Below are 5,000 nucleotides of genomic sequence, written 5' to 3'. Positions count from 1 at the left end.
AACAAATTGCAGCTTGAAAAATGCAAAAATGGGAAACAAAATTATTATTTTTTTGTCTTGATTTTTCAGTCCAGTATGTATAAAAGAGTAAATATGGAAAATAGTATATTAGAAAGAATTGCTAGGCTACTTACAAAAGATGATTTGCAAGGTAAAGGTAAAAATAAAGTACAATTTTGTACCAATGGTGAGTTAAACCCTGCAGATATTAATATAGAAGTTGATGGGCTAGGACCAATGACTTTCCCTATTAATCAGCAATATATTCAAAAATTAATAAATATTTCCTCTAAGGCTCAATTTGGTTTGCGTGACCAAACAATATTAGATAAAAATATTCGCAATAGTTACGAGATCAAAGCTGATAAATTACATATCACCATCAATGAACAATCTTTAACATCTATGCTGAGCAAAATGCGGGATAGTTTAGGGCTTAGTGAAGATAGTGTTTTGACTGCCCATTTACATAATATGTTAATTTATCAGCCAGGGCAGTTTTTTGATATGCATCAAGACTCGGAAAAATTGGAGAATATGGTTGCTAGTCTAGTAGTTGTGTTACCATCGCCGCATATTAGTGGAGATTTGATCATTGAGCATGGTAAGAAAAAGCATATTTTTTCTTCCGAAAATATTGACCAAAGTAACGCTAAATGTATAGGTTTTTACGCAGATTGTAAACACAAAGTGGAAAAAATTAAGCAAGGATATCGCATTGCTTTAACTTATAATTTGGTGTTAAAATCAGAAGAAATTTGCAACATAAAAAATGTAAATCGACAATTAACAGAGGCTATTCAAGATTATTTTGCTATAGAGCTAGAAAATAAACAACCGAAAAAGCTTGTGTATTTTCTAGACCATAGTTACACAGAACATAGTTTGCACTTGAGTATGCTCAAAGGGGCTGATCGTACAAACGTTTTTGCACTTTATGTAGTAGCACGCGAGTTAAGCTTAATTCCTTATCTTGCTTTAGTTGAAATTCAGCAATCTTGGACTACCGATGGCAATGATCGTAATCCAATAATTGATGAACTTATTGATAATGAAATAACTTTGTCTTATTGGATAGATTCAAATAATAAAAAATTACCCTTTGATGAATGTAATATTGGTGAGGATGAGATTTGCTTAACAAAAGAAACGGAATCTCTTGAACCGTATAACACGGAGTACGAGGGTTATATGGGAAATTATGGCAATACCATGGAATATTGGTACAGACGGGCTGCTGTTGTATTATGGCCTGAATCGAGTCAAATTCCGATGCATTTTAGGCTGAATTATGATAATGCTATAGATGAGTTATCTGTACTTACCACCAGTCCAGGCAATGAACAAAAAGCTATGGAAATTATAGCAAAAGCTGGGAAATATCTGCATCGAACATTTTACAAAAAAGACAAAAGTGATTTTGCTATATTAGCAAATATTGCTCTTTATATTAAGGATAAGGACACTGCACTATCAATTTTATCTCATTTTGAATGGCAGATATTAAATTCTGATATCGTAAAATTGCTTGTTAAATTGCAAATTCAATACGGCATTAGCTGGTGCACAGATCTTTTGAATAATTGGAAAAATCATGCAAGACATAGCAAAGATTGTTTTACAAAAGAAATCCATTCTTTTGTACAAAATTTCTTATATTATGGCGGTGCAGCTTCAATTGTAGAGCTATTATTGGATGTTCAAAGTAATGGCATTATTGCTAGCGATAAAGAAACATATAAATGGCAGAAACCTGTAAAGCTTAAGGAATCTTTGCCTAAGAGGATTGGCACGCTTTATCAAACCCTTGCAGCATGTGCAGCAATTCAAAATATTCCAATACTAGATAAAATTATTGAACATTTAATAGCTAATTCAGAACTATATCCGGATACTAGTTTGGCTGAGTTGCTTTTGAAATTGCAAGATACAGCTCCTTCTGAATATATAGTCCATTACAAACCATTAAAGTCCTATCTAGTCAAAACCATCGATAGTAATTTGGCTTTAGGAATGCGTTCTAATGATGATTGGTCTATTGACGCTAAATTACCGTGTAAATGTGAGCATTGTGTCATCGCCACCAATTTCTTGCACTGCAAAACTGAGATAACCAAAATATGGCCGATTTTAGCAGCTATTCGTGATCATATTATGGCTATGTTCAAAGATCTAGATTTGCCTGTTAATTTATCTGTTGAAAGAAAAGGGTCTCCACATAAGTTGATTATGGTAAAAACCGAAATATTGCGCCAAAATGCTAAAAAAAGATTTGATGAATTAAAATTTTATCAGCAAAAGCTTCAAACTGAGCTTTAAACTGAGTTTTAGAGAAAATTAAATTATAAGAATTGGTATAGATAGATAAAAATATGACAGAAGAAGAAAATCTTAAAAATGATTATCGACCAAGGATGCTAGTGGGTACGGATGATTTTAGGAAATTACTGTTAAACAGTGATGTATTTGTTGATAAAAGTCTACTTGTTAAGGACATAATAGAAGATAGTGGAGATGTTATCCTAATCACTCGACCAAGACGTTGGGGTAAGAGCTTGAATATGGATATGCTTCGCAAGTTCTTTGAAATTGAAGTAGACGAAAAAGGTGTACCTTTACCACCGAAGCAGAAGATAAATAACAAGTTATTCCTTGGAGGTATAATAGATTTAGGGTTTAAAGGCAAAAAGACCCTAAAACCTTTAAAGATTAATAGTAATGAATACGCCATGGCTCAACAATGTCAATTTCCGGTTATTTCAATAAATTTTAAAGATGTTAAGGGCAGTAGTTACCAAGAGATTGAGAGTGGGATAAGAATAAATGTTAAAAATGCTTATGACCATCATAAATATTTAGAAAGTAGTGATAAAATTAGTGTAGAAGAACAAAAGAATTTTCAAGATTATTTAATAGGTAAGGTAGAATTAGCACAGTTGAAAATTAGTTTATCTTTCTTAAGTAAACTACTCTTTAAACATTTTGATCAAAAAGTCTATATATTGATTGATGAATATGACACACCGATTAATAGTTCCTATATTAAATTTGGTGATAAATCAAAAGAGTTTGAACAGGTACTTGAAATATTTCGTGGTATGTTTGGTAGCACCTTAAAGAGCAATCCATACTTAGAGAAAGGAGTAATTACTGGGATATTACGGATAGCTAAGGCTAATTTATTTTCAGATTTGAATAATGTTAGTGAATATACTTTACTTGATGATGATTTTTCTAAGTTCTATGGCTTTACCCAAACAGAAATTGATGAGTTATTAACAAAAGTGCCAACTGAAACGAGTCCTGAAGAAATTCAAGATTGGTATAATGGTTACACATTTGGTGGAGAGGTCATTTACAATCCGTGGTCAATAATGCAATGTTTATCTCATAAAGGTAAGCTCGATCATTATTGGTTAGATAGTGGCGGGACTTCGCTGATAGATAAGGCGTTATTGTCAGATGAAATGCAAGAAGACTTGCAACAACTTGCTAGCGGTAAAATTATTGTTTCCTCGATTACTAAACAAATAAGTTTCAGTGATATTAACTCACGATCAGGATTATTCAGTCTATTGCTATTTAGCGGTTACTTAAATCCCACTGTTATAGAATCAGCAAAAAATATTTACGAATTATCTGTGCCTAATGAAGAAGTAAAATTTATATATGAAAACAGATTATTACAATGGGTTAGTAATAAGTTACAAGTTGATACTTCTGTGTATTTTCCTCTTGCTAGTTTACTACCTATCTGCCGCTTAGAGGAATTTAAAGAACGGTTACAAGAGTTATTGCAAAATTCTACCAGTTTTCATCAAACAGGAGAGAAAAAGGCAGAGTTATTTTATAGTGGCTTTATGCTAGGACTTGTTAACATGTTATCTTCTAGCTACATCATAACCAGTGAACAGGAATCAGGTAGTGGACGAGCTGATATTATCATGATCCCTAAAGTTGGCAAAGAAGATAATGCTATTATTATTGAATACAAGATTGCCAAAAATATAGAAGATTTAGCTTCAGTAGCCCAAATAGGATTGAATCAAATTATAGACAAACAATATGATGTAAAAGTTAAAGAACACAAACACGTCAAGAAAATCATTAAACTTTCGATGGCTTTTTGTGGAAAAAATATGGAGTTGCAATACGAGGTAACGAAGCTCTAATAATGGAGTGTAAGCGTTTGAATTACAAGCAATTTAGTGTCTGGCTGGGTTCGGAAACTGTTCACTACGCCCCGCCATTCGGCACAATTTGCTACTTTTTGCATTTCTGTGAATGGAAAAGCCAGAACGTAATGCAGCTTACAGCCCTCGAGTGTTAGGTTCGAAAATATAAAATTTAATAATTCCCTTTTTTCAACAATTGTCGAACCTTTAAAAGTTTCATAGGCGTTTTGGCTGATACTTATAAGCTCTGCAAGCTTTTTAGAAAGCTTATCATCTACTTTGTCATAACTCTTAATTAATTCAGTTAATTCATATTGTCTTTCCTTTAATATTCTGAGAATTTATATTAGTGAGGGTAAAAAATATGTTATAATAATTAAAAAATAGCAATTGAGGGATTATGGCAGGAGAAGAGAATAATGAGGGTGTAGATGTTGCAGGTGGAACTATAATGGACTGAAGAAAATGGACAAAAAAATAGAGTTAAAAGTTTCCTAATTAAGATAAAATAATAAGAAAAAATTAGGAGAAAAAATGACAAAAGAAAAAGCAAGAGTTTTTAGTGCTGAAGAAAAAACTAGGATAGTATTAGAAGTGCTGAAAGAAGAGAGTCCATTATCAGTGATAGCATCAAAATATGAGATAAACTCAAAGACAATTAGTAATTGGAAAAAACAATTTATATCAAATGCAGCATTGGCTTTTGAACCAGCAAAACTGGTAAGTAAATATCAGGAACAAATTAATATGCTGAAAGAACAAAATGATGAATTAGCGAAAACTCTTGGAAAAACAATAGTAGAGAGAGATTGGGCTGTGGGAAAG

Annotated in this window: 3 protein-coding genes; all 3 read left to right on the top strand. The window is 32.3% G+C overall.

Features of this window, described 5'->3' with window-relative positions:
• On the top strand, positions 1–2,319 hold a 2,319-nt coding region (locus RiCNE_RS05810), incomplete at its 5' end, for a 2OG-Fe(II) oxygenase (RefSeq protein ID WP_204839961.1).
• 53 nt (positions 2,320–2,372) lie between these two features.
• Positions 2,373–4,172, top strand: coding sequence for an AAA family ATPase (locus RiCNE_RS05805; RefSeq protein WP_094649644.1), 1,800 nt, complete (start codon positions 2,373–2,375; stop codon positions 4,170–4,172).
• A 537-nt stretch (positions 4,173–4,709) separates the two neighbouring features.
• Positions 4,710–5,000, top strand: a 291-nt coding sequence (locus RiCNE_RS05800; protein WP_157905682.1) for a transposase, incomplete at its 3' end; no start/stop codon positions are given.

It is taken from the genome of Rickettsia endosymbiont of Culicoides newsteadi, from assembly GCF_002259525.1.
GTDB lineage: Bacteria > Pseudomonadota > Alphaproteobacteria > Rickettsiales > Rickettsiaceae > Tisiphia.
The sequence above is the reverse complement of the archived record's forward strand: the minus strand, read 5'-3'. Positions and strand labels throughout refer to the sequence as shown.

Coding starts and splice junctions, on each gene's coding strand:
- RiCNE_RS05805 (WP_094649644.1), top strand. CDS start 2,373: ATGACAGAAGAAGAAAATCTTAAAAATGATTATCGACCAAGGATGCTA.